This window comes from Labrenzia sp. ATLA3, from assembly GCF_057180185.1.
The window spans coordinates 33,723-58,488 of record NZ_JBXUKV010000010.1; the positions used below are offsets into that span (position 1 = coordinate 33,723).

The following is a 24,766-nucleotide window of genomic DNA, read 5'->3' on the forward strand; positions in this document are numbered from 1 at the left end:
ATGACACGTCTGACACTTCGCATGGATGTCGACATTGCTGTCGTCACGCTGGACAATCCGCCCGTCAACGCGATCTCCGAGGCTGTCCGAAAGGGGTTGGTCGAAATGGTCGACCGGCTCGACGCCGACGATACCGTGCGCGCCGTGGTGCTGATCTGCGCCGGGCGGACCTTCATCGCGGGTGCGGATGTGCGCGAATTCGGCAAAACGCCGGTAGAGCCGCACCTGCCCGACGTGGTGGACCGGATCGAGGCCGCGCAAAAACCCTGGGTCGCGGCGATCCACGGCACGGCGCTTGGCGGAGGGTTCGAGATCGCAATGGGCTGCCGCTTCCGCGTGGCGCTTGGCAGCGCGAAGGTCGGCTTGCCGGAGGTCAACCTTGGGATCATTCCCGGCGCGTCCGGCACGGTCCGCACACCACGCCTTGCGGGAGTCGAGTTTGCGGTCGACCTGGCAACCGGCGGCAAGCCCGTGTCCGCTGCCCGTGCTCTGGATGCCGGACTGCTGGACCTTGTGATCGGAAATGATCTTGAAGCCGCCGCGATCGACTTCGCCAGACAGGCGCTGGACGCTGACCTGCCGCAGCCGGCATCACAGATCCCGCTGGAACCGATGCCCGATGCGTTTTGGCAGGCATCGCGGACGTCCGCCGCCAAGGCCGGGCATCAGGCCCCGGTGCGCGCGCTCGACTGCATCCGCTTTGCGACCGAACACGACTTCGCCGCCGCGATGGCCCACGAGCGCAAGACCTTTCTGGATTTGCGCGCCTCGGAGGAGGCCGCCGCTTTGCGCCACGTCTTTTTCGCCGAACGCGCGGCCCCGAAGCCTGAGGTGCTGACAGGGATCGAGCCGCGACAGATCAAGACGGTGGGCATCGTCGGGGGTGGCACGATGGGCGCCGGGATCGCCGCCGCCTGCCGCGAGGCGGGGATGCGGATCGTCCTGATCGAACGCGATGAGGAGGCCGTCGCGCGGGGGATGCAAAACATCGACAAAATCTTTACCGGTGGTGTGAAGCGCGGCAAGATGAGCGAAGCGGACCGCGCCGACCGCATGGCAGGGGTGCAGGGCAGCACCGACTACGCCGCGCTTGCACAGGCCGACATGGTCATTGAGGCGGTCTTTGAAGAGATCGGCGTCAAGCGCGCGGTCTTCGAGCGGCTCGGTCATTTCTGCCGGGCCGATGCGGTGCTGGCGACCAATACCTCGTATCTCGATCCCCGCGACATCGCGACAGGCCTTCCGCACCCCGAGCGTTTCATCGGCCTGCATTTCTTCAGCCCCGCCCACATCATGAAACTGCTCGAAATCGTGCCCCCCCCCGACACCGCGCCCGACGTGCTGGCGACGGGATTTGCGCTGGGTCGCGCGCTGAAAAAGATGCCCATTCAAGCCGGTATCTGCGAAGGGTTCATCGGCAACCGGATTCTCAAACGCTACCGCGCCGAGGCCGAGGCGCTGGTGAAAAAAGGCGTACCGATTGCCGAGATCGACGCCGCGATGCGCGACTACGGCTTCAAGATGGGGCCCTTCGAGGCGCAGGACCTGGGCGGTCTGGACATCGCCTTCCTGCAGCGCGAAGGAGCCCGCGACGCCGGACAGAAGGTGCCCGAGACGTTGGGCGACATCCTCGTACGGGCAGGGCGCAAGGGGCAGAAAACCGGGGGCGGTTGGTATGATTACGCCGACGGCGACCGGACCCCGCAGCCGTCGATCACCACGACAGCATTGCTGGCGCCCCACGTGTCCGCAGACGGGCAGGGGCCGTCGCTCCGCCCCGACATCGCCCGGCATCTTGTCGCGACGATGGCCTCGGAAGGAGAGGCCATCCTCAACGAAGGGATCGCGCAGGCCCCCGAGGACATCGATCTGGTGGAAATCCACGGTTACGGCTTTCCCCGCTGGAAAGGCGGGCCGATGTTCGCCACCCGCGACCGCGCCTCCGGGGGAGCTGCCTGATCGCCACCAAGGCTTTGCGCGATACGCCGATTGATCTGAAACAGCGGCCGGCGCTTTTTCGTTCCCCGGCCGAAGTTCAAGAGCTATGCCGAACTCAACGCATCGCTGTCCAGATCAACGATCAACGGTGAGGTCAGATGATCGTACATGACTTTTGCGAATTCTTTTCGAGCTACAAGCAGTGTCGATCACTGCAACATGCCCTAGCTTAAATTTCACCTTTGACGTCAAATCGGTGTCCGTCAAATCTCGCAACCGAAAGACCGTCAATACTTTCGCGATTCCAACTTTGGATGTCACTTTTTCAACCCACTCAAGCCCACAACCAGGAGCTCTTACCAAAGTGTTTACTACCCACTGACTTTGAGTCAATGAGATCCGAATTGGGGTATATTGCAGTGTTCAAAGAACTTGAAAATAACGCAATCTAAAATTGTATTCTGCGCGAGGCGCTATGGTACGCCATGACAAAAAATTTTTCTTACCGGATGATCAGGGGGAAGAGTTAAATTAAATTGTAAGTCAAAGAAAAAACGAAGAACATATCAGCAAAGATATAAAATATAAGTTCCTAAAATTTTTATCTTTACAATATTTTTAACAATTAACAAAAATTAATATCTAAGAAATACCTTTATAAAATTTTACAAATGGCTGGAAGATTGGAAAAATACTAAGGACTCTAAGCTTGGAAATTTTACCGACGCAATTGACTATCCGAGAAGCGCGCACCGGAAAATTGGCCTATTCAACACTTGGTTTCGATTGAAGAATAACCCTCCGGACTACTCAAGTCTTCGATTTATCGACTTGGCACTCTGCACCTACTCAAGCGTAAAAGAAGGGGAAATTCTTGAGAATGAGAAGGTGGCAGCTGAAAGAACCCAGAATTTTAAGTGTGTTGAGTGCGGAGAGTGAAAAGGGCTTCCGCTTTCCCAGGTCGATCATTTCTTACGCGGTTTAGGCCTATCATCAGTTTGCGTTGAGTACGGCGGATGTTGATGATCTCCTTGCGGAGCGGGGGATGTATGTCAGCCGGGAGGCGATTCGCAAATGGGTGAACCGGTTTGGCCCGCATTTTGCGCGTTGCATTTGCCGGGATCGACTAAAGCCAAACAGCGAATGGCATCTGGATAAAGCCGTGATCGCCATTGGCCGAGTGAAATACCGGTTCTTGCGGGCAGTTGACGGATATGGAGACGTACTCGACATCTTGGTTCAGCCCTGCCGGATTGCCAAGGCGGCCAGACGCTTATTTTGCGCGCTGGTCAAGCAATTCGGCGGGCCCAGGGTCGTGCTAACCGACAAACTGCGGAGCTGACCAAGCCGGTTCAGGCGCTTGCACCAGATGCCGAGCATCGCGCTCACAAGGGGCTGAACAATAGGATTGAGAACTCCCACCGCCCGACACGGACGCGGGAGAAGATCTTTGGCCGGTTCAAATCGCCTTGGCAAGCGCAACGATTTCTGTCCGCCCACGATCAGATAGACACGATCTTCCTGCCGCGGCGATACAAACTGTCCGCTGCCTCATACAGGGACGCGAGAGCAGATGCGTTCAGCCTATGGCAGGTCTACACCGGAGAGATGAATGCCTGAAATCCGTCTAATAACGAACACCTTGCTGACTGAACAAAACAAGTTGGCAATGCCAAGATGACAGAGGCTCTTGTTCTTTGGCTACGAAAGTTGGGCCACCACCGACATTTCGCCATATGCCACGAGAATGTGGCAGACATCATTGCTGGTTTGATGGGGCTTGCTGAAAAAGCTAGCCTCACGCGTACGCGAACCGGCCCAAAGGACACCGCCCTACGAACGGCACGAAGTTGCTACAATCATCTTGCGGGCGACATGGGGGCACGACACTTCGATGCCCTCTACAAACGTGGCTATCTGTCCAGGTTGGATGCGGACCTCAGATTAACCTATTTAGGTCGCGATCGGCTAATTTGAAAGGATGTCTGTCAGGAGCCGAAGGCTGGCCGGGGCGGCGAAGCGAATGCTTATTACTTTCGCTGCCGCGAATGTCCTCAATGAACCCAGGGGATACAAGGTTCTGTTTTAGCGTGCCGGCATATCCGCAGTGGATGGCGTGGAGGACGCATATCCAAATGCGGAATGCCATTTACGTTGTTGAAGACAAAGGTCAGGCGCCTGCCTACTTCTTGCCTTTGCCGTCCTGAAGTCCATATCCGGAAAAGGATTTGAGTGTGTCGGCGATGACCTGATCGGACAGGAGAACCGGGCCGCCGATCTGGAGGCTCAGGTAATATTGCCGGGCGATCGTTTCCAGTTCGACGGCCCGCCACATGGCCTTGCCAAGGCTTTCACCGACCGCGATCATGCCGTGATTGGCCAACAGGCAGGCGGTCCGGTCCTGCATCGCTTCAATTGCGAGTTCGGACAGCTCCGCCGTGCCGAAGGTCGCGTAGCCCGCGCAGCGCACATTGGTGCCGCCGAATGCCGCTATCATGTAGTGGCAGGACGGGATTTCCTTCCTCGCGATGGCCAGTGTTGTGCAATAGGTTGGATGGGCGTGCACGACTGCTTCGGCATCCTTGCGCTCGCGCAACAAGGCGTGGTGGAAGCGCCATTCGGTCGAAGGTTTCAAGGGGCCCTCCCAGGCGCCCGACAGATCGTTGAGGTCGACGGACGCAATCATGTCCGGTTCCATTTGATCGTAGGGGGTTGCGGATGGCGAGATGAGCATACGGTCCTCATACCGGACCGAAATGTTGCCTGACGTCCCCTGATTGAGTCCGTTCGCGTTCATTTCCCGGCATCGGGCGATCAACTCCTCACGGAGCGAGAGTTCTGCCTTTTTCATTTTGAGCGTCTCCTGTTTGTTTTCAGTTCGGGCCTGCGCCAGCCGTGTGGCGGTCGCATGCCGTTAAAATCTCAGGTTTTCCATTGAAAAATCCGCGGTGGCCCCGTTGTCCGGCGTGCCGGCCTGGACCCCGGAAGTGATTAGCAGGGTTCGGCAGCCGGCGCGGTTGCCGCCGAGAATGTCATGACGGGGGCTGTCGCCGATCATCAGGCATCGCTCGGGCGTGACCGGACCGAGTGCCCGCAGGCCGGCGGAGAACATGGCCGCATCCGGCTTGCCGAGATGGACGACCTCGCCCCCCGCATCGGCATAGTCTTTCGCCACGAGGCCAGGTCCGTAGGACGCCTGGTTTCCGGCATAGATGGTGGTGTCCGGGTTGGCGCAGATGGCGGGAACGCCGGCCCGTGCCAGAGGGGTAAGGAGGCGCCTGTAATCCTCCCGGCTGTGTGTTTCGGGATTGTTGCCGCTGATGATCACGAGTTCGACAGGGGCCCCGGGGTCGGCTCCTGTCACGGGCAAGTCGTCAATCAGGCTTTGATCGTTTTCCCGCGACAGCAGCAAAACGGCTCCACCCTCGGAAAGACGTTTATCTGCAAGGCGTTGAAGCAGCAGGTCGCGGGCCAGTTCGCCCGATGTGACAATGGCCTTGAAGGCGCTCACCGGGAAGCCAAGCCGGGCCAGGCGATCCGCGTTGGGTTTGGCGAGCCGTCCCGAATTGGAAAGGGCAACCATCGGCACCCCGCGCTCCTGAAGAGCCTGAACGCACTCTATCGCGCCCGGGAAAGCCCTCTTGCCGTCATGCAGCACGCCGAACTGGTCGAGCAGCAAGCCGTCGACAGAGCCAAGGATTTCAGAAAGGTGGGTGATCGTTTGCGGCATGTCAGGACAAGGCCTCGCGGGCGGTGAACGCGGATCCGACCGCGGCTTCTTTGGCGAGAACCGGTTCGGCCGGAACATCAAGCAGCTTGAGTCGGATACGGGTCCAGACGGGGTTGTTCGCGCCGCCGCCAACGGTCCTCATGCTGGTCAATGCCGGAGCGCCGAGCTCCACGAGGCGCTGGTAGCCGAGCCTCTCGATCCGGGCAATCCCGGTCAGCAATCCCTTGAAGAAGGCGGCATTGTCCTCCGGCCGCGGCGTCACGCGGGGCGGCAGCTTCGGGTCATTGATTGGAAACCGCTCGCCGGGCCGGGGCAGTGGATAGTAGTCGAGTTCGCTGGGCGTTTCCGGATCGATGCCGGCGGTAAGCTGCGCCATTTCTTCGAGATTGAAATGCGCGAGAAGAGCCGCGCCGCCGCTGTTGGACGCGCCGCCCGCGAGCCACAGATCGCCGATCCGGTGACTGTAGATGCCGTATTCCGGGGCGAACAACGGACCATCGCACAACACTTTCAAAGTCATGGTGGTGCCGAGCACCGTCACGCCGTTCCCGGGGCGCTTGGCGCCGGTGGCGAGGAACGACGCGCAGCCGTCGCTCATTCCGGCGACGATCGGACGGCCGGCCGGCAGCCCGAATGTGCCGCCGGTGCGGGCGGTGACGGTCCCCGTCGGCACGACCTCCGGCAGCAGGCTCCGCCGGATCGAGGTTCCGTCGAGCCAGTCCGGCCAGGTGCGGTTGACCGGGTCGTAACCGGTCTTGAGTGCATTGCTTTCGTCACTCGGCACAGGCGCACCCGCGAGCCGCTCGGCGATCCAGTCGGCCTGATGCACGATCCGGGCAACGCCGGGCCGACGCTGCAACTCTATCGCGCGGGCCAAGGCGGAACTGGCGCCATGGGCCGCGCTTTGGCCTGGCGCGACCGCCGCGATCTCTTCGGGAATGTGCTGGTCCGCGACCGCGTCGTTGTACATCAGGGCGTGCCCGATCGGTTGTCCGTTTCCGTCCAGAGCAAGGACGGTGCCTGACGTTCCGTCCACGCAAATTCCAGCAATCGCGGAAAGGTCCGCCGTCCGTCCCAGATCGCGGAGGCAGGTATCGAGCGCTTGTTCCCACACGGCGGGGTCGCGCCGGATATGGTCGTCCGTTTCGATAACAGCGCGGCCAAGTCCTAGGATCGTTCCGTCCGCGCCGATGGCCGCGGCCCGGACACCGGAAGTTCCGATATCGATCCCGACAAACAACGCGTCTCCGGTCATGTGACGTGTCTCTGCGTGCTTTGCTCCTTGTTGAGCAACTTCCGGTAAGTCTCCGCATCCCAGTCGAGAAGTTCCGCTTCCTGGTCCCTCGACAGACGCGTCACGCTCGCATTCGGATCGACCCGCGCCAGCACGTCGCCGAATGCCGAAGCAAGGGCCAGCTCGGAGCGGGAAGCCGTTTCCGGCATGGCGACGCCGTGGCCCGGGACGATCACCAGCTTGCTGGGGAATAGGGATTGGGCAGCTCTTGCCACGGCTTGCGAAACCGTCTCGGACGGCATGGCGATGGTGACGCCCGGACCCAGGAACACCAGATGGTCCGGATAAAGCGTTCGCCCATCGGCAATCTTGAGCAGGCGTTCGTCCAACGCGATCCGTTGGGTCGGCCGATGGGGCACGGGCATCCAGCCGGTGCCGGAAAGCCGATCCTTGAGCGCCGGAGAGGCATCCGCCGGATCCGCCTTGGTCGTCGGTGTCAGCCTGGCGCTGACCTCTCGCAGCAGACTGTCGGCTTCAGCAACCGTCTCGCCACAGACGACGAGACCGTGATTGCCGAGAACCAGGATCTCCGTTCCCGCCGGCGCGTGCGCGCGAATGGCGCGGGCGAGGCCGCTGCCGGGTTTGGTATAGGGGATGAACGCGAACGAGAGACCGGCGAGCTTTTCCGCCAGAAACGCGGGCGCGTCTTTCCGGATCGCCGCCGCGATCGTGGCCACACAGTGGGTGTGCAGCACGACTTTGGCCGGCGAACTGGCGTGCACGGTCGCCTCGATGGAGGCCCGCAGGCCGGACGGATTTTCGGATGCGTGTGTAAACGGTCCGACGTCGTCAGCGCTTTCGTCGTTCGCCACAATCGCCTGGGTCAGGCCGTTATAATCGACGGGCACGAAGATATCCTGCGCCTCAGCGTCCGCGAGCCAGGTCCCGGAGGCCTTCACCCACATGATGCCCCCGGACTTGATCGATGTGTTGCCGCCCGGCCCTTGAACCTGCAACGGATCCAGGCCCAGCCGGGTCGAGACCGTCCGCAAGGCCGCGAATTCCGGATTTGCCCGCAAAGCCTCGTAAGCCGTCATGCCGCCCCCCGTCTGCGTGTCATCCAGGCCTCGATCGAGGCTATTTCCGTTTCGTTCAGGAAAAGCCCGTGCTTCGTCCGGCGAACCAGCATGTCCTCGGTTGTCTGGGCCCATTCGTTGTCGGTCAGCCAGCGGGCTTCGATTTCATAGAAGAGTCCGCCGAAATGCGTTCCGAGATCGGCGAGGGAATGCGCACCTGACAGCAGGTCGAAGGTTGCCGTGCCATAGCAGCGCCCGTAGTGGCGAACCAGATCCGGCGGAAGTTCCGGGAAAGCGCTCTGGAGGGAGGCAAGCCAGACGTTCATGTTCGCATCGGGAATATCGCCTCCGGGCAGAGGCGCGTTATCGGTCCAGGCGGGCCCCATCTTGGGAAAGAACGGGGCGAGACGCTCAAGTGCGTGTTCGGCGAGCTTTCTGTAGGTCGTCAGTTTGCCACCAAAGGCGCTGAGCAAAGGGGCCTGCCGGCCGGCGCCTTTGCGTCCTTCATCCAATTCGAACGTGTAGTCGCGGGTAACGGCGGATGCCGATTTGCCGTTGTCGTCATCGAACAGGGGCCGGACACCGGAATAGGCGTGCAGCACGTCCGACGAACCATGCTGCCGGAGGAAGTAGCTGTTCAGGATATCGAGCAGGTAGTCGATCTCGCCCTGATCGACCCGGACGTCCTCCGGCCGACCGTTGAACGGCACATCGGTCGTGCCCACCAGGGCAAGGTCGTCGAAATAGGGATTGACGAAGATGAGGCGCTTGTCCGGTGCCTGCAGCACAAAGCCGTTTTCTCCGTCCCACCACTTGCGCATGATGATGTGACTGCCCTTGACCAGACGGACGCTGGATTTGGAGGCGGTACCGTCAATGGACGTAATGACCTTTTCCACCCACGGGCCGGCGCCATTGAAGATCGCCCGGGCATAAACCGTGCGTTCTGCTCCGCTTCGCGTGTCCTGCAAGGTCGTGCGCCAGAGATCGCCGTCGCGTTCGGCGGCGCTCAAGGCCGTCCGGGTCAGGATCTCTGCACCCCGTCTTGCCGCGTCGATCGCGTTGAGGACAACAAGCCGGGCGTCGTCAATCCACACATCCCAGTAGGCAAAGCCCTTGTCGAAGGTTGGCCGGAGCAACGTGTTGCCCCATTCCGCCTTGAGATCGGCGCCTTTCGAGCCCGGGATCCGTTTGCGCCCGCCCAGGTGGTCATAAAGAAACAGGCCCAGACGGATCAGCCAGCGCGGCCGCTGTTCGGGGCTGTGGACCAGAATGAGGCGCAGCGGCTTCGACAGGTGTGGGGCGACGTTGAGGACGACCTCGCGCTCGATCAGTGCTTCGCGCACCAGGCGGAATTCGTAATATTCCAGGTACCGCAGGCCGCCGTGAATATATTTGCCGGAGCGGGAGGACGTGCCTTCGGACAGGTCGTCCTTCTCGCACAGAATGACGGACAGGCCACGGCCCACCGCGTCGCGCGCGACACCGACCCCGTTGATGCCTCCGCCGGCGACGAGAAGGTCGACAGGGTTTTCCTTGCTTCCGATGTTTGGGGTTTGGGAACCGCTGACACTCATCCTTGGCTTGTCCTCAGCATGGATTCACAGGTGGCTCGCCGTCGAGCCAGCGCCGGACTTCCTCGGCGGCTTTCGAGGCGGCGATGCGAACGGTCTTGAGCGACGCCCCGGCAATATGCGGTGTCAGTGTGACATTGGGCAGTTGCAGCAGCGGCCAGTCGGGCGGGGTCGGCTCGATGGCGAAGGTCTCCAGCATGGCACCGCCCAGGTGGCCGCTTTTCAGGCTGTCGTAGAGCGCGTCGTAATCCATCAAAGGCCCTCTGGCCGTGTTCACCAGAACGGCGCCGGGCTTCATATCCGCGAGTTCCCTGGCGCCGATCATGCCCCGGGTTTCATTGGTGACCCGGGGGTGGAGCGACACCACGTCCGACTGGCGCAACACTGTCTCGAGTGACACATGTTCGACACCGGCATTGGTGTCGTCGGCAGACAGTTGAACGTAAGGATCGCACACCAGAATGCGGGTGCCGAAGGCGCGCAGCAGGCGTACCACCCGTGTGCCGACCGCGCCGTAGCCGATAATCCCGACGGTCATGTCGGAGAGCTCGTCGCCGGTGACATCGGCGCGGTAAAGATCGCCCCGATACTCCCCTTTGCGCAGGGCGTCATGGCCTTTGGTGATGTTGCGGGTTTCGGCAAGGATCGCGCCGATGGTGAACTCCGCCACGGCGGACGCGTTACGTCCGGGTGTGTTCACGACAAGAACCCCGTGCGCGGCGGCGGCGTCCATGGCCACATTGACCGGCCCGCCTCTGGAAACCGCGACGAGTTTGAGCGACGGCGCGGCTTCGAACACCGACCTCGACAATGGCGCCAGATGGGTCACCAGGATCGGCGCATCGCCCAGATGGGCAAGGACCTGCTCCGACGTCCCCATATATTCCTTCAGGCCCTCCATGCCCGGAACCGCGTAACCGTGCTCCATCGGTTCATCCGGCCAGGGAAGATCCAGGCTGCGGCAGACGATGCGGTCGCCGCAGGCCTCGTGCAGCGCGGCGGCGAACATCTCGGACAACATGAACCGGTCGCCGATAATGGCCACTTCCGTTCTCATGACAGTTTCCTCCGGGCGAGGGCCTGTGCGGTCCATGTCTCCGACATGGCGCCTCGGGTTGCGAGATAGGCGGAAAACAGGGTGTCGAACGTGTCGGCGAGCTCGGGATCCGGCTCTTCGGCGGGCTCGACCAGGGGATCGACCCAGGCGCGCGTCGCCGATGTGAGATCCGGATAAAGCCCTTGCTGCACGGCGGCCATCATGACCGCCCCTGCCGCTCCGGCCTCGGGCTGCGCCACCGTTTTGACCGGCGCCCGCAAAGCCGCGGCCAGAAGTTTCTTGAGCGCGCCGGATTTGGCCGCGCCGCCGGTCAGGTGAATTTCGCCGGGCACATGTCCAAGTGCCCGGTAACAGTCACGGGTCGCGAGAACCAGACCGTCGAAGATACTGCGCAGGATGTCGAACCAGCCGGTGTTTTGATCCATGCCGGTCAGGGCCGCCCGAGCGGACGGGTCGGCAAATGGCCCCCGTTCGCCGGCGGAGGAAATGTAGGGCAGGTAGAAGGCGGCGCCCGGCCGGGCGGCCAGGATCTTGTCGTCCAGGCCGATCAGAAGCTCGTCCTGCGTTTTCTCGACGCCTGAGTCGAGCAGCATCTCGCGCATCAGGCCGAGCGCCCAGTCGATGTTCAGCGTCGCCGCCATGTTGGTCTGTATCTGGGCAAACGTGCCGCCCGGGAACGGCATCGTGTACCCCGACCGCTCCGGGTTGAGGACCACTTGATCGGCGTCGGAAATGAAGCGCATATGCATGCCCGTCGAGCCCAGAATGGTGATGCCCCGATCGGCGGCGGGATCGTGCAGACCGGCCCCAAGCGCGCAGCACATGACATCCACGCCTCCCAGGCAGACGGGCAGACCGGCCGGCAGGCCCGTGAGGGCCGCCGCTTCCGCGGTAAGAGCATTGGCCCGCCGGGTACCGTCCACGATGGGCGGCAGCAGGTGCCGGTGGGGCCTCAAACCGAGCGCGTCGATGACCGCGTCGCTGTAAGCGCCGGTTTTGTAGGAGCAGAACGTGAAGCCGGCTTCCGAAACATCGGCGGCGATGACGCCGGTCAGTTTGAAGTAGAGCCAGTCCTTGCAGTGAAGAGCCGCGGCGCTGCGCTCCAGAAGCTCCGGCTGGTGGAGCGCCATGTGGACCAGATGGGTCCGCATCTGGCAGACGTTCAGCCCGGTCGCCGTCTCCCGGTAGATCGTTTCGATCGCTTCCGAATCTGAAAGATCCCGTGCGGTCTCCGCGGAGCGCGCGTCGAGCCAGAGCCAGCCGTCGTGGACCGGCTCTCCATCGGCGTCGACCAGCCATGTTCCGTCTCCCTGACCTGTGATGGCGAGGGCCAGGACATTGGACGCGTTGCCCGGAAGTTTCGCGACCAGGTCTCGCAAAACCTCCGCCGTGTCCCGCCAGGTCCGGGCCATGTCCTGTTCCACGCCGCCGTCCGGCCGGCTGTGGTAGACATTCCGTCGATGCGCCATGGCGAGCTGACGGCCCGACAGGTCATAGGCGACGGCTTTGATGACCGACGTGCCCGCATCGACTCCAATCAGCACCTCCCCGCTCATGCAAGTGCTCCCCCATGAGAGAAGGCACGGCCGCTGTCCGCCGCGAAGATGTGAAGGTCATGGGCGGCCACGTCGATGCCGATGGTTTCGCCCGGCGCGTGATGCGCCCTGTCGTGGCGGACCGAGACGATGGTCTGGCCGGCAAACCGGGCCGCGATGTGGGTCTGGTCGCCAAGCCACTGATTGGCGTAGACCCTGGCCGGGTGGCCGCCGGCGGTGATTTTCACCGCATGGGGCCGCACACCGATGACGAACGCATCCGATGCCAGCAGGCGCGCTTTGAGATCGTCGGAAAAGGCGCTTGCCGGATAGGTCAGGCAGACCCCGTCGGCGAGGTTCAGTTTCAGATCGTCGCCGTCCGTTTCAGCCTGGGCAGGAAACACGTTCATGGGCGGTTCGCCGATGAATGTGCCGGTGAACAGATTGGCAGGCCGGTCCTTGAGGTGAAGCGGTGAGTCGAATTGCTGCAGGACGCCGCCTTCCATCACCGCGATCCGATCCGCAAGCGCGTTGGCTTCCGTCTGGTCGTGGGTCACCAGAATGGCGGTCAGTCCGCGTTCCTTGATGAAGTGCTTGAGGCGGCCGCGCAACAAGGCCCTGAGCTGCGGCTCCAGCTGGCCCATCGGTTCGTCGAGCAAATGCAGATCCGCGTTGCGGATCAGTGCGCGGGCGAGGCTTGCTCTTTGCTGTTGCCCGCCGGAGATCGACCCCGGATAGCGATCCAGAATGTCCTCGATCTCCAGAAGGTGGGCGATCTCAGCCACCTTTTTTCGAATCTCGTCCTTCGCCAGACGCTCGGACTTCAAGGCGAAGGCGATGTTCTCCTCAACCGTCAGTGGCGGATAGAGCGAATACCCCTCAAAGGCCATCGCCACATTCCGCCTGGCCGGGGCAAGCTTGTGAATCGGGCGCCCCTTTATGAGAATCTCGCCCGAAGACACCGCTTCGAACCCGGCGATCATGCGCAAGGTGGAGGTCTTGCCGCAGCCGGACGATCCCAACAGCGCGACGATTTCGCCCTGGGTCACGCTCAGGTTCAGATACTTGACCGCCCGGACCGGATGACGGGAGGTCTCGTTATAGATCTTGTCGATCTGTTGAAGGTCGAGCAGAACGTCGCTCATGCCGCTTTCTCCGCTGCGTGACTGGTTCCGTTCGGGTCGAGCCGGACGCCGGTCTGGCGATCGAACAGGACCGCGTCGCTCGGATCGATGGTGATGTGCGCCATTCCCGACGTGGGCGCGGGCATCTCCGCAGGACGGGAGACCAGAATTTCTCGTTTGCGCAGCGTGGTGACCAAGGTGACGGCCTTTTCGTTGAATGGCGTTTCCGCTTCGATGGTGACGGGCACGCCTTCATCGGCATCCGTGAAGCTCAACGCCTCCGGGCGCAGGCCGAGGACGCACTCCCTGCCGACAGTGCCGGACAGTCCGGGGTCGAGCTGGATTCTCCGGTCGGACAGGCTGGCATAGACGCCGGAGGCGTCGCTCTGGGGAACCACATCCAGAAGGTTGATGGTCGGATCGCCGAACAGTTTGGCGATGTTGATTGTCGCCGGACGCCGGTAGATCTCCTCCGGTGTGCCGTTCTGAATGATCCGGCCGCCGTCGAGCACGGCGATCCGGTCCCCGAGCGCCATGGCTTCGCGGTAGTCCTGGGTGACATAAATGACCGTGGCGCCCTGATCGGCCAGCAGGCGGGGCAGTTCCAGGCGCATCTCGAACCGCAGCTTGGCATCCACGTTCCGCAACGGGTCGTCGAGCAGCAGAACCTTGGGCCTGGACACCAGCGCCCGGGCCAGCGCGGTTCGTTGTTTTTGTCCGTTCGACAGGGCCTTGGGTGTGTGGGACAGCACGTGATCGATCTTGAGCAGCTTGGCGACCGTATCGACGCCGGCGCGGATCTGATCGGCCGTCCTGCCGCACGCGGTAAGGGGGCTTGCTATGTTGTCGAAGGCATCCATGTGCGGAAACAGCGCGAAGTTTTGAAACGCCATGCCGATCCCGCGATGCTCCGGCAGCACGTCCGTCACATCCTCTCCGCCAATCAGAACCTCGCCGCCGTCTTGTTCGACGGCGCCGGCGATGCAGCGGAGCAGGACGGTCTTGCCCGCCCCGGACGGACCGAAGAGAACCAGGGTGCTGCCTTCGGGCACATCCAGATCGATGCCTGAGAGCACTTCGGTGTCCTTGAAGCGCTTGACGAGTTTTTTGAGTTCAATACGGCTCATGAGTTCATCCTTTCACCGCGCCGAGCGAAAGGCCTTCCACCAGATAGCGTTGCGCCCACAGGGCAAGGAGCAGGGTCGGTGCGATCGACATCACGATCGCGGCGGCGATCTGGCCGTATTGAATGCCGGAGGCCGTGACGAAAGCGAGGGCGCCGACCGTCACCGGCTGTTTGTCGGCGGACGCCAGAACCAGTGCGAAGACGAAATTGTTCCAGGCGAAAATAAACGCCAGGAGGCCGGCTGCCGCGATGCCCGGACCGGCCAGCGGCAGGGCGATCTTCCTGAAAGTGGCGAACCAGCCGTGCCCGGCGATGCGGTAGGCATGTTCGATGTCCGGGGAAATATCCTCGAAATAGCCGCGCACGATCCACAGAATCAGCGGCAGGCAGATCAACTGGTAGACCCAGACCAGCCCGAGATAGGTGTTCGCCAGTCCGAGCGCCTGGAAATAAAGCGTCAACGGCAACAGCACCAGCAGGGGCGGGGCGAAGCGGAACGACAGCAGCGTGAACGCGATGTCCTCCGAGCCGCGGAACTTGTGCCGGGCAAAGGCATAGGCTGCCGGAACCCCCAGGAGCAGCGCCAGCGCCACGGAAAACACCGACAGCAGAATCGAGTTCAGCAGGTTGTTCATGAAGTGGATGCTCATGGTGCCCGCGTTGGAATCGAGTTCACCGGAAATGATCGCCGCATAGTTCTTGAGGGTCGGCACGAAGGACATGCTGGGCGGTGAGCGTAAAATGGTCTCGTTGGTCTGCAGCGACATGAGCACGATCCAGAAAATCGGGAACATGAAGAAAACCACGATGGCGGTGAGGGCGATGGCGCGCAGAATGCGCTCTAATGCGGATCGGTGATCCATGGTTATGCCCCTCCTTTGGCGCGTTCGCGCAGGCGCAGCCAGTTTTTCACAAAGACGTTGGATAGCGCGTAGGTGATGGCCCAGAGGATCATGAGCAATGCCGCCGATCTTCCCACGTTGGTGGACTGGAAGAAGTTCAGATAGGCCTCGACCTGGAACACCATCAGACGGTTTCCGGGGCCGCCCTGGGTCATGGCGTAGATGATGTCGAACTGCTGGATGGAATCGAGCAGGCGGAAAAGGGCCGCCGTCAGAATGTAGGGCGACAGCATCGGCAGCGTGATCCGCCAGAATTGCTCGAACCGGGGCACGCCATCGAGCGCGGCCGCCTCGAACGGTTGGGTCGGCAGGGACCGCAGACCCGCCAGCAGCAGGATCATGATGAACGGCGTGTAGACCCACACATCCACGAGGATGACGGTCAGAAGCGCGGTGTTCGGCGACGACGCCCAGCGGAAATCGTGGAATCCGAGCAGCTGCATGAAATAGCTCAGGATGCCGAAATTCGGATTGGTCATCAGCTTGAACATGAGTGCTGCCAGCGCGGGCGCGGTCATCAGGGGCATCAGGAGCATGATCGACACGAAGTTGTTCACCCGGCTGCGTCGTTGAAGCAGCAGCGCTATGGCGAGCCCCAGGACGAGCTCGATGCCGACCGTCAGTCCCGCGTAGACCAGCGACACCTTCAAGGTGTTCCAGAAGTCGGGATCGGTGAAGAAATTCAGATAGTTCTCGCCCCAGTTCATGCCTCGGTTCCAGGGCTGGGACATGCGGTAACGCTGAAGCGAGTAATAGATGGCCGTCACGAACGGGATCAGGATCCCGATGCAGACCAGAAGCGCCGGCAGGCTGAGCAGGTAGGGCAGCAGCGTCCTGGACAGGCGGCTGGAGCGCCGCAAGACGGGCATGTCGGCTTGAACGGACATAAGACCTCCATGGCGCGCGGCGCTTCTGCCGCTGCCGGTTCGCTGGAAGGGTGTGCAGGGCAGACTGCCCTGCACATGTCAGTTGACGTTGATGTTGATCAGCGCAGGCCGGCTTCGGAAAGCTGACCGTTCATGCTGTCGGCGAGCTGATCCAGACCTTCATCGACCGGGATTTCCTTGGCGACCATACGCTGCAGCATAGCGGCCCATTCCGTGGTCAGATCGAAGAACAGCGGCTGAGGCGTGAACTTGATCGAAGCGCCGGGCGCGGACGTCTTGTACATGTCGACGTAGCCCGGATAGCTCTTGTTGAGCTTCTCCTGGAACATCTCGTCCTGCCAGACCGTGTTGCGGACCGGATCCACGAAGTCCATCTTCCGCGCGCCGAAGAGGGCGTGCTCGGGTCCGGAGGCCCACTGCATGAAATACCAGGTGGCATCCAGGTCCTTGGAGAACTTGGACATGGCCAGTGACCAGATCCAGATGTTCGGCGTCGGACCCTTGGCATCCGGGTTGGCCGCGAACGGCGCGTAGGCCAACTGGCCGGCCATGGCGTTGTCGCCGCCGTTCATGAAGTAGCCGAGAATGTCGGCGTCGAAGATCATGCCCGACTTGCCGGCCCCAAGATCCGTGCCGACCTGGTACCAGGTATGGGTCGACCAGTCGCTTGCGCCGCTTTCCTGGATCATCTTGACCCACTTGGCGTGGAAGGCCTTCGACCCGTCGGTGTTCATGGCGGCGGAAAGCTTGCCGTTGTCGTTGGTCAGATCCATTTCGCCGAAGTTGGCGTAGGCCGACAGGAAGCCGGGGTGGATGGTTGCCCAGGAGCGCGAGCCGCGCACGCCGATGCCGTAGATGCCGTCGTTTCCGGCCTGAACCTTGGCGGCGGCCTCGATGAGCTCGTCCATATTGGTCGGGACGGCAACGCCCGCCTTGTCGAACATCGCCTTGTTGTAGGTGAGGTTGTTCTGCTCGTAGCCCCAGGGGATGCACCATTGCTTTGCATCGTCCGAGCCGAGCTTGCCGCCCGGGATGCCGTTCCAGGCGCAGGACTTGCGCACGCCTTCCAGCATGTCGGACCAATTGTAATGCGGATTGGTCTTTTCCGGGTCGTTCAGCCACTCATTGTGATCGACGATCCAGCCTGCCGGTCCGTAGGTCCAGGTCATGTAGGCGCCGGTCATGAAGGCGTCGTATTCCGTGGATCCGGAGGACAGGGCCGCCGTGACCTTGTCGAAATAGACGTCTTCCGGGAAGACGTCGTAGGAGACGTCCATGCCGGTCAGTTGCTTGAACGTGTCCAGATTGGCGATCATGGCATCCGTGTAGGGATGCTTGTTCAAAAGCAGCTTGATGCTTTTGCCGGAATGTTTCTTCCAGTCGAAATCCGCCGCCAGAGCGCGGGTCGCCATCATGTTGTGCAATGTTCCGGCCGAGGCCGCCGTGAGCCCCAGAGCCCCAAGCCGCCGGATCAGGCTGCGTCTGCTCATTCCACCGTTCAGAAACGTGGAAATCAGATCCTTTTCCTTTTCGTACATGGTCTTTCCTCCCAAAAAGCCCTGACTTGAAAGTGCTCCCGGCGTCTATGCCGGAGGCCGCTCGACGATAGCCCGGGCCGTGGCTTCGTCTGTGATCAATCCGGTGAGCAAGCCGCTGGCGAGTGCCGCGCGGATCGCTGGAATCTTGGTCTTTCCGCCTGCGATGGCGACCACCTCCCGCCCTCTCAGGGTTTCAAGGCGCGGTGCCATGACGCGGTCGTCATAGGGGCTGGTCAGGATGCCGCCATCCTCGCTCAAAAACTGTCCGAGCATTTCCGCAACCGCGCCGGCCTTGCGCAGATCCATCGCCGCCGAAGCGCCATCGAGCATGGAACAGCTGATGCCGCCTTCGTCGCTGCCGACATCGCCGATACCCACGACAACCAGCGTGGCCTCTTCGATCAGCTCCATGGTTTCGACGATGCCGAACTGCTTCAGCATCACCTGCTTGTCTCCGGCGGAGTTCGCATAAAGCGGTGCCGGCATGAGGAACGAGGCGGCGTTGGTCTTCTGTGCCAGCCGATGGATGACGTCGTAGGGATTGGCGGCAAAGGACCGGGTCAGACCGCCGAGGACGGACACGAAGCGCACATCCGGCGTGGTCTGCCGGCCCATGGCGTTCACCGATGCGGCGAGTGTCCGGCCGTTTCCGACCCCGATCACCTGATGTTTGCGCCCGGCGGCGGCCTGCATGAAGAAGTTCGCGCCGACGGCCGACAGCGTCTTCAGCGGTATCGGATTGTTGTCCGGAATGTCCATGCCGATCCGACAGAGATCAAGGCTGTAGCGGTTCATCAGCTCGGTTTCGAGCTGAACGCAATCGGTGGCTTCCACGTCGACGAAGATGCGCACCAGACCCTCGTTCTGGGCTCGGGCGATATAGCGGTGGGCGCGGGTGTTGGGAACATTAAGGCGCTTGGCGACTTCGGCCTGGGTCATGCCACCGACGTAGTGCAGCCACGCGGCGCGTGCCGCAAGATCGGCGTCCCCATCGGTTTTCGTTGGCATCAGGCCCTGGCCGTCGTTCATCTCTCTACCCATTCTATTCATTTGAAATAAATTTCATACCTGGAATTTATTTCCAAAAAAGGAACCACAGACTGTCGTTGCCCGCAAGGAAAATTTGACTCAAAGCCCAACCAGTCAAATCTATGACGATTCTTTAATTATGTATTTCAATTACTTACTGCCAGCATCGCGCTTGGAATCAGACGTTGGAAGATGCGCGCGGTTCTTTGCCAAACATCCACCCGCAAAACACACAAATGGAAAAACTGTTTCCAGTCAAACCTTTACAGGGCAGAAACTTGTCGAGAGGATGTTCGGCAGGCTCAACGAGTTTCGCAGGATCTCCACACGCTATGACCGCATTGCCAGGGATTTTCTGTGGCCCACCCTGCCTCGCGGCAACCGTATGCTACTGGTAATGAATCTGAAGCCTAGGAAAACATCCGTTCAGGACATCGCGCATGCAGCTGGCTTGTCATAGCCAGGACTCTACCTGCATTTTTCCGGTAAAGACGAGATCTTCTCCGCAGCAATGGAAACGCACCTAGCCATGAGTGCCCCGGAAGCGGCCGGTAAAAGGTTCATTGCGGTGGCCGACGAACCGGTTTCAATGATTACAGTAGCAAGGATGCTGCCTCGCCATGTTAGAACTTCGGCGGCCAAAGCTCCTCGATTTCAACTTCCAGATGCCTTCGCCCGGTTGATGTCCCGGTTTGCGCCAGCTCTACGCTACATGACGCTGCAGCTGTGAAAGTACAGGCAGGCATCAAGCGCAAGGGGGCTATCAACACACTGGGATGGTCGCCTCGCAGTCTGGAAGTAACAATAAAAGTGACGACAGAGAGCCTGCGCGCGCTGCTGGAGTGACTTCGCGCAAGTTGGCTATCGTTACATTGAGGCTTGTATTACCGCGTACGAACAACTCACTAGCCAAAACTTCAACCCGACCAGATATTTCCCAGGCTGAAAAACACGACCGCTGAAGGACCGGACAAAGGGGGCACCGGTTTCGTTCCTTGAACTAACGTTCCAGGCTGACCAAACTTGGTTGTCAATGTCGACGTCGCATCTCAGACGCGGTCCAGAACCTCGGGACTGTAGCCCGGCATCACGTCAGCGCGGCTTCCGAGGAATTCAAGCCAGGCGTCGAGCAGGCGCTCCCGCTCTTCGTCCGACGCATCGAAACTGCCGTGGATTGCGATACCACGCAGCATACACAGGTTTAAATGCAGGAAGGTTAGGACCTGCGGGTCCTCCGCCTCATCTTCACGCCCCAGCAACTGCAGGGAGAGGAAGTCGCGCACGGAGCGCCACCGGGCAAGGACGCTGCGCAGATTGGCAGCAAGATCCCCGTCCATCCGGGCCGCCATCATCAACTCGAGCGCTGCCACATAGTTTTGCGAGGAAAAGACCACACGCCACAGGTGCCGGGTGTAGGCTTCGAAGCTTATTGGCTGTCCTTCGGGCAGTGAGGCGATATGTGTGCGCCGCTCCGCTTCCCAGGCTTCCAACAGATGTTCGAATGCAGCCGACAGGATGTCGACGCGGGTGGGAAACTGGTGCGTGAGAGCACCGCGCGAAACACCGGCACGGGCGCAGATTTCCTGCGTTGTGGTCTTCTCATAGCCGACTTCAGCGAGGGCACTCAAGGTGGCCTCGCACAGCTTCAAACGCATGGCTGCGGATTTTTCCGCCTGTGTCCGACGAGGTGGCTTCCTGCCTGTCATTCCGTACTCCGGTAAGGGGCGGGCGCACCTTGAGGGAGCGCGTCCGCCCGATGTCGTGTCAGAGGATCGTCTGGACCCCGATGTCCTTCGAAGTCTTGGTCAGCACCTCCGGGGTATCGGCGACAATAACCGTGTCATCCAACCGGAATCCTCCCAGGCCCCAGATATAGATGCCGGGCTCTGCTGAGTACACTTCGTTCTTCATCAGAAGACGGGTGTTGAAAGCGGTGTCGGCCGGATACTCGTGACCGCGCATGCCCACACCGTGGCCGGTCCGGTGCATGATGTTTTCGCCAAAGCCGCGGGCCTCGATCACCTCGCGGGCGGCATTGTCGATACCACATACGGTTTGGCCGGGTCGCATCGCTTCGATGGCCGCTATCTGGGCCTGGAGGGCGGCGTCATAAGCCTCTTCCTGCGCCTTCGACGGACGGCCGCAGAAGAGCGTGCGCTCGTTCTCGATGGTGCAGCCATTGAGACGCGGTATGATGATATTCACCAGTCCGTCACCTTCCTGGATCGTTGCACCGGTTTGTGCGCCGTTGCCGTGCGGGGAGGAGGAATGCTCGCCGCGCAGGGTGTAGATGCGCCACTCACAGTTCTGGCCCGGGAAACGGCGAGCGGCCTCGACCACGGCCTGGCGCTGCATCTCCACGTCCAGCTCTTGAATCAAGCGGCCGGGCCGGATGTTCTCGCGATAGCGGTCCTGAAGCCAGTCGGAGATGGAGGCGGCTTCGCGCATCAGCGCAATTTCCTCGTCGGTCTTCACCAGACGCAGATCGCGGAGGTCCTGAACCATGGGTACGGCCTTGCCGCCGCCCAGCGAGGCGATGATCGCGGTCATGTGGGCGGAGGCGCCATCGTGGCCAAACGTAGCACCATGCAGCCCACGCGCACGCAACCGGTCGGCCACATGGTCGTGAAAGCCGGTCAAGAGCCGTACGCCCTCGCGCTGATGCTCGTAGTAGAACTCCACGTCGGCGAGCCATGCGCTGCCGCGCTCACGGGCGAAGTGGAAGTGGTGTGTCGAAAGAGAGTGCAGGACGGCAAAGATCTCGCCCTCAGCGGGAACGACCACCGCGACGGGGCGTTCCCACACCTGAACGTCGACAATCCAGTTGGTATAGAACTCGGAGTCTGCGCCAAACAGAACCACGGCGTCGAGCCCTTTGCGGGCCATTACGGCGCGAAGCGCCGATATCCGGTGTTCGAAGACGTCAGAGGACAGGAAACCCATGTCGGGGAGCCTTTCTTTTTTGGATTGGGAAGCTAGACGGTTTTGCTGCGCACGACGCGCGTCACCACCAGGGTCGCCAGAACGGTCGTCGCCATGAGAATGAAGGCGAGGGCGGAGCCGAACGGCCAGTTCGAGATCACCGAGATCTGCTCGTAAAGCGCTGGAGCCATCATCTTGTAGCCCGGCCCACCAAGCAGATATGGCGTCGCGTAGGCGTTCATGCAGAGGATGAAGATGAGCGCGAAGCCGGCGGTCACGCCAGGCATGACGAGGGGGAGAAAGACGAGGCGAAAGGCCTGGAATCGGCTCGCGCCGAGATTGAGAGCGGCGTCCACAACCGAGAAATCGACGTTCTCGATCACGCTCTGCAAGCTGAGCACCATGAAGGGCATGACGACTGAAAGCGTGCCGATGATCACGGCCCAGTCGGTGTACATGATTTCAAGCGGGCTCTCTATGAGGCCGAGCTTTATCAGCGTCACGTTCAGAATGCCCTGCGATCCGAAAAGCGCAATCCATCCGGCGGCGCGTACAACATTGCCAACCAGCAGCGGAAACACCACGAGGACGACCAGAAGGCTCTTGTAGCGGCTTTTTGTGCGGGCGAGGAAATAAGCCAACGGAAAGCCCAGCAGAAGGGCGCCAAAGCTTGCGCCAAATGCTACCGCGAGGGTCGTGAGAATGACCTCGTGGTAGTAGGGTTCGGCGAAGAAACGCGCGTAGTTCTCCAGGGTGAAGGTCTCGCGCATCAGCATGATGGGGTCGTAGGCGTTGAAGCTGTAGCGTAACAGCGTCAGCATAGGCGCGACCAGCGCCACGACCACCAGCAGCGTCGCGGGGAGGAGCAGCGCGGACGCCGCCCCTCCACGCTTCAGATCTGTTGCGGACAGAGCCATCGGCGATCAGGCCTTGAAGCTCTGGTTCCACCAAGCGAGCGTTTCGCTCTGCTCCTTGGCGATGTAGTCGAGGTCCGGCAGGATGAAGTTCTCACGCTCTGCGTCGGTGAAACCGAGATCCTCGCGCATCTTTTCTGGGATCGGAGCGTCGGAAACCGTAGGCAGGTAGCCCATCGCTTCAGCGAACTTGAGCTGCAACTCGGGATCGAGCAAGGCATCGAGAGTGACCCCCGCGCCCTTCACGTTCGTGGCGAAGGATGTGCAACCGGCTTCGAAGACCACCGGAACCGCACCCTCGCTCGGGGCGACTGCGACGAGGTCGAGCCCGGCCTTGCGCCACTGGAAGGCGCGCGCCTTCCACATGATCGTGGCCTTGATCTCCTTGGCATTGAATGCGTTTGCGATTGCCTCGTTGGAGGAGTAGACACGCACACCGCCGGACTTTTCCTTGTACTCTTCGTAAGCGGCCTTTGCTGCGGCGAAGTCATTGCCATTCTTGCCGAAGGTGGCTGCCGCGATCACCAGGTAGTAATTGAAAAGAATGTCGGAGAAACCGACCTTGCCTAGATATTCCTCCGTCCACAGGTCCTTAATTGACGTGGGCGGGGTGTCGACCTGCGAGCGGTCGTAGATGATCGTCATCGCGCTATAGATATGCGGGATGGCATAGGGCTTGGCGAACTGTGGGAAGATTTTGTCCTGGCGGGTAAGGCCGAGTTCGTCAACCTGCTTCAGGGCGCCAGCGGTGGACATCTGATGCATGTCGGAGTTGGACAGGCAGGAGACGTCCATTGCGCCGCCACCAATGCGCAGGGCGGTGATCATCTTGGTCTTGCGCGAGGTCGCGTTACCCGTGTCGATGACGAGATCGACGCCGCTTTCTTGGGTCTTGGGATCGACTGCCGACTTGAGCAGACGCTCGTAGTCCCCGCCCCAGGCGCCGACGATGACGCGGCTCGTCTGGGCGCGCAGAACGGATGGTGCGGCAAGGGTTGCGCCTGCGGCAGCGGCCCCCATGAGCATGGAACGACGGGTCAGGGTAAAACGGGACATTGTCTTCTCCGAAGGTTTTCTTATGGACTGGGAAGGTGAAGGGAGCGGGGCGGCCTGGTCAGGCCGCCTCGGACATGTCGTCAATGAGGAGCTGGGTGGCGTTGGTACGCCAGCCAACACGGATCGTGTCACCGACCGCCAGGTGCAGCTCGCTGCCGGTTCGGTTCTGGTGATGTGCAACGACGCGCTCGCCACCAGGGAGCAAGAGGCTCGCCTCGGTTATGGAACCGAGGTAGGTGACTGTCTCGACCGTGGCGTCCAGTACCGTTTCGACGCCTTCCGTCTCGCCGCCCAGCAGCAGGTTCTCGGGCCGAACGGCAAGAACGCGTGGCCCGTCGGTGCTGGCGCTTGGCAGCTTGATGCCACCATCGGTTCTGAAACCGCCTTCGACAGGCGTTCCCGTCAACACGTTGGAGTGGCCCAGAAAGTCGGCGACAAAGCGCGTCGCGGGTTCCTGGTAAAGATGCTCCGCCGTGCCTTCCTGCACGACCCGGCCGGCGCGCATGATAACCAGCCGATCGGCCATCATCAGGGCCTCCTTCTGGTCGTGGGTGACGAAGACCGTTGTGAGACCAAGTTTCTGCTGAAGGGCGCGCAGTTGCATTCCAACACTCATACGCAGCTTGGCGTCGAGGTTCGACAAGGGTTCATCGAGCAGGAAGACGTCCGGGTTGACCACAAGGGCGCGGGCTACGGCCACACGCTGCTGCTGGCCGCCCGATAGCGCACGCGGACGTCGCTCGGCGTAGTCCGTCAGCGACACCAGGTCGAGGGCATGTGCGACACGCTTCTCGATTTCCGACTTGGGAACCTTGCGCATGGCCAGGCCGAAGGCAACATTCTCCGCAACGCTCATGTGGGGGAAAAGCGCGTAATTTTGAAACACCATGCCGGTGTTGCGCTTGTTCGGTGCCAGCTTGCTGACGTCTCGTCCGTCGATCTCGATGGCCCCGGAGGAGATGGGCACAAAGCCGGCAATCGAGCGTAGAAGCGTCGTCTTTCCGCAGCCCGAGGGGCCTAACAGGGCGACCAGTTCTGCAGTCTCTGCCTTGAGGTTGATGGTGTCCACCACGCGGTGGTCGCCATAGGTCTTCACAAGGTTACGAATTACGAGCTCGGCCATA

The 24,766-nt window shown here is 61.3% G+C and carries 19 protein-coding genes and 1 pseudogene; 2 read left to right on the plus strand and 18 right to left on the minus strand.

The window, feature by feature from the left end; translation table 11 throughout:
- Window positions 1–1,959: a 3-hydroxyacyl-CoA dehydrogenase NAD-binding domain-containing protein gene (locus AC2A6O_RS25520; protein WP_498931308.1), complete on the plus strand. Its 1,959-nt coding sequence runs from the start codon at window positions 1–3 to the stop codon at window positions 1,957–1,959.
- Between the two features lie 859 nt (window positions 1,960–2,818).
- Window positions 2,819–3,558: pseudogene (locus AC2A6O_RS25525) on the plus strand (IS6 family transposase).
- Window positions 3,559–4,120: 562 nt separating this feature from the next.
- On the opposite strand, the gene AC2A6O_RS25530 reads toward AC2A6O_RS25525, so the two are convergent.
- The 18 genes from AC2A6O_RS25530 to AC2A6O_RS25615 form a co-directional block, all read right to left on the minus strand.
- Window positions 4,121–4,789 (minus strand): class II aldolase/adducin family protein, encoded by a 669-nt coding sequence (locus AC2A6O_RS25530; protein ID WP_498931309.1) that lies wholly within the window; start codon window positions 4,787–4,789, stop codon window positions 4,121–4,123.
- Between the two features lie 63 nt (window positions 4,790–4,852).
- The gene (locus AC2A6O_RS25535) at window positions 4,853–5,668 is read right to left on the minus strand and encodes a TIGR01459 family HAD-type hydrolase (RefSeq protein ID WP_498931311.1); all 816 of its coding nucleotides are present in this window, start codon (window positions 5,666–5,668) and stop codon (window positions 4,853–4,855) included.
- A gap of 1 nt (window position 5,669) precedes the next feature.
- Window positions 5,670–6,923 carry an FGGY-family carbohydrate kinase gene (locus tag AC2A6O_RS25540; protein WP_498931313.1) on the minus strand — a complete coding sequence of 418 codons (1,254 nt, stop codon included), beginning with the start codon at window positions 6,921–6,923 and terminating at the stop codon, window positions 5,670–5,672.
- Window positions 6,920–7,999, minus strand: coding sequence for a class II aldolase/adducin family protein (locus tag AC2A6O_RS25545; protein ID WP_498931315.1), 1,080 nt, complete (start codon window positions 7,997–7,999; stop codon window positions 6,920–6,922). The genes AC2A6O_RS25540 and AC2A6O_RS25545 overlap by 4 nt, the downstream gene beginning before the upstream one ends.
- Window positions 7,996–9,555 carry a glycerol-3-phosphate dehydrogenase gene (locus tag AC2A6O_RS25550; protein WP_498931317.1) on the minus strand — a complete coding sequence of 520 codons (1,560 nt, stop codon included), beginning with the start codon at window positions 9,553–9,555 and terminating at the stop codon, window positions 7,996–7,998. The genes AC2A6O_RS25545 and AC2A6O_RS25550 overlap by 4 nt, the downstream gene beginning before the upstream one ends.
- Window positions 9,556–9,568: 13 nt before the next feature.
- Complete coding sequence (locus AC2A6O_RS25555; protein ID WP_148581949.1) at window positions 9,569–10,609, minus strand: 2-hydroxyacid dehydrogenase; 1,041 nt, start codon at window positions 10,607–10,609, stop codon at window positions 9,569–9,571.
- Window positions 10,606–12,165, minus strand: a complete 1,560-nt coding sequence (locus tag AC2A6O_RS25560; RefSeq protein WP_498931319.1) for an FGGY family carbohydrate kinase — start codon at window positions 12,163–12,165, stop codon at window positions 10,606–10,608. The genes AC2A6O_RS25555 and AC2A6O_RS25560 overlap by 4 nt, the downstream gene beginning before the upstream one ends.
- Window positions 12,162–13,289 (minus strand): ABC transporter ATP-binding protein, encoded by a 1,128-nt coding sequence (locus AC2A6O_RS25565; protein ID WP_498931321.1) that lies wholly within the window; start codon window positions 13,287–13,289, stop codon window positions 12,162–12,164. Before AC2A6O_RS25565 ends, AC2A6O_RS25560 begins: the two co-directional genes overlap by 4 nt.
- A complete protein-coding gene (locus AC2A6O_RS25570) occupies window positions 13,286–14,395 on the minus strand; it encodes an ABC transporter ATP-binding protein (protein ID WP_498931323.1) in 1,110 nt (369 codons plus the stop codon). The genes AC2A6O_RS25565 and AC2A6O_RS25570 overlap by 4 nt, the downstream gene beginning before the upstream one ends.
- A gap of 4 nt (window positions 14,396–14,399) precedes the next feature.
- A complete protein-coding gene (locus AC2A6O_RS25575; RefSeq protein WP_148581945.1) occupies window positions 14,400–15,257 on the minus strand; it encodes a carbohydrate ABC transporter permease in 858 nt (285 codons plus the stop codon).
- Window positions 15,258–15,259: 2 nt separating this feature from the next.
- Window positions 15,260–16,183, minus strand: coding sequence for a carbohydrate ABC transporter permease (locus tag AC2A6O_RS25580; protein WP_498931325.1), 924 nt, complete (start codon window positions 16,181–16,183; stop codon window positions 15,260–15,262).
- A gap of 98 nt (window positions 16,184–16,281) precedes the next feature.
- The gene (locus AC2A6O_RS25585; RefSeq protein WP_498931327.1) at window positions 16,282–17,721 is read right to left on the minus strand and encodes an extracellular solute-binding protein; all 1,440 of its coding nucleotides are present in this window, start codon (window positions 17,719–17,721) and stop codon (window positions 16,282–16,284) included.
- A 45-nt stretch (window positions 17,722–17,766) separates the two neighbouring features.
- Window positions 17,767–18,750 carry a sugar-binding transcriptional regulator gene (locus AC2A6O_RS25590; RefSeq protein ID WP_498931329.1) on the minus strand — a complete coding sequence of 328 codons (984 nt, stop codon included), beginning with the start codon at window positions 18,748–18,750 and terminating at the stop codon, window positions 17,767–17,769.
- Between the two features lie 1,049 nt (window positions 18,751–19,799).
- Complete coding sequence (locus AC2A6O_RS25595) at window positions 19,800–20,456, minus strand: TetR/AcrR family transcriptional regulator (RefSeq protein WP_498931331.1); 657 nt, start codon at window positions 20,454–20,456, stop codon at window positions 19,800–19,802.
- Between the two features lie 58 nt (window positions 20,457–20,514).
- The gene (locus AC2A6O_RS25600; protein ID WP_498931333.1) at window positions 20,515–21,693 is read right to left on the minus strand and encodes a M24 family metallopeptidase; all 1,179 of its coding nucleotides are present in this window, start codon (window positions 21,691–21,693) and stop codon (window positions 20,515–20,517) included.
- Window positions 21,694–21,725: 32 nt separating this feature from the next.
- On the minus strand, window positions 21,726–22,589 hold the full coding sequence (locus AC2A6O_RS25605) for an ABC transporter permease (RefSeq protein ID WP_498931335.1): 864 nt from the start codon (window positions 22,587–22,589) through the stop codon (window positions 21,726–21,728).
- Between the two features lie 6 nt (window positions 22,590–22,595).
- Complete coding sequence (locus tag AC2A6O_RS25610) at window positions 22,596–23,642, minus strand: ABC transporter substrate-binding protein (RefSeq protein ID WP_498931337.1); 1,047 nt, start codon at window positions 23,640–23,642, stop codon at window positions 22,596–22,598.
- 58 nt (window positions 23,643–23,700) lie between these two features.
- Window positions 23,701–24,765: an ABC transporter ATP-binding protein gene (locus tag AC2A6O_RS25615; RefSeq protein WP_498931339.1), complete on the minus strand. Its 1,065-nt coding sequence runs from the start codon at window positions 24,763–24,765 to the stop codon at window positions 23,701–23,703.
- Window position 24,766 lies beyond the last annotated feature (1 nt).